At 67.9% G+C, this 1,416-nt stretch carries 1 protein-coding gene; it reads right to left on the bottom strand.

Going from position 1 to position 1,416, the window contains the following annotated elements:
* Positions 1-2: 2 nt before the first annotated feature.
* Entirely contained in the window at positions 3-1,367 is a 1,365-nt protein-coding gene (locus D7X30_RS41330; protein WP_120568465.1) for an IS701 family transposase, read from the bottom strand.
* Positions 1,368-1,416 lie beyond the last annotated feature (49 nt).

Here is a 1,416-nt window from a genome sequence, read left to right as displayed (position 1 = left end):
TACTACTTGATCAGATGCGTGACGGCCCTCGAGGAGGAGCGCGAGCGCCGAGTCTGCGGAGGCACATTGGACAATGGCCGAGGCGGCGCAGCAGTAGATGCTGAAGCCGTCGGCGCACCTGGGGCAGCGTCCAGGGAATCCGCCTCCGGGGGGAAAAGCGCTCGACGGAGCGCGAGGAAGCCATGGGCCACCATGCATAGGGTGGCGTGGTGGTGAAAGCCTCTCCAGGTGCGGCCCTCGAAGTGGTCCAGGCCGACTTCGCCCTTCATCTCCTGGTAGTCACGCTCCACGCGCCATCGCAGCTTCGCCAGGGTGACGAGGCGTTTGAGAGGCGTGTCTTCCGGCAGAGACGAGAGGTAGTACTTCGTTGGCGCGGCCTCGCCCGGCGGCCACTCGCACAAGAGCCATTCGGGAGCGCCGGGCGCCTTGCGCACGACATGGCCTTCAGCGACCTGGATTCGCACCGCGGCGAAGGTGGAAGACTGCGTGCCGCGGCTGCCCTCGCGCCAGCTGATACGGCGGTACTCCTCCTCGGGTAACTGGCGCGCCAATTCTTCAATCGTCCAGGGCTGTACGCCGCTGTCGTCGACGAAGCGAGTCCGGGGGCGTCCGTACGCGCCCGCCTTCTTCACCGGCAGGTGCGGCGTGGCCCCCGGAGGCCACACCTTGTGCTGCCCTGGCACCGCGACGAGGTAGGGCAGGCCGCGAGCCGTGAGGCCTTCTCGAAACTCCCGGCAGTTTCCATACCCCGCATCCGCCAGGACGACGTGCTTGCGCACGCCCCACTTCAACGCGTCGTCCAACTGCGCCAGCGCCAATTCCCATTTGCGCGAGGCCCCCACCGCCTCGGGGACACCCGCCGCCTTGCGTCGGGCCGCGTCCGTCACCCACTCCTCGGGCAGGTACAGCCGCATGCCGATACACCCGCTGCCACGAGCCCCAGCCAAATGCAGGCTGACGGCCACCTGGCAGTTGTCCGTGCGCCCCAGCGTGCCCGAGTACTGTCGGGCGACTCCCACCGAGTGCTTCCCCTTCTTCGGAAAGCCCGTGTCGTCTACCACCAGCGCTTCCACCTCCGGCAGCCGCGCTTCCAGCTTCCGCGCCAGTCGCTCCCTCAGCGCCTCGTCGCTCCACGTCCCTTGCGAGACGCACTGCTGCAATCGCTGGCGCATTGCCTCGACCTCCCCGGCGTCCTCCACCAGCCGGGCCGCCATCGGCTCGATGCTCTTGCGCTCCCCATCCAGCAGCAGGCCCGTCACGTAGGCCTCCATGGCGCGCCGTCTCTCCAGTCGCCCCATGCCGGCGACCATCTCCTCAAGGTAGGCGCCCAGCGCCTCGTCCAGCTTCTTGAGCTGCGCGGGTGTCATCCCGACCGTAGATCACGCCCGCCACCTGGATTCAAGTGACCGGGTAGTA

The sequence above is a fragment of the Corallococcus sp. AB011P genome (assembly GCF_003611605.1).
Lineage (GTDB): Bacteria > Myxococcota > Myxococcia > Myxococcales > Myxococcaceae > Corallococcus > Corallococcus coralloides.
This window is presented reverse-complemented; position numbering and strand designations above follow the sequence as displayed.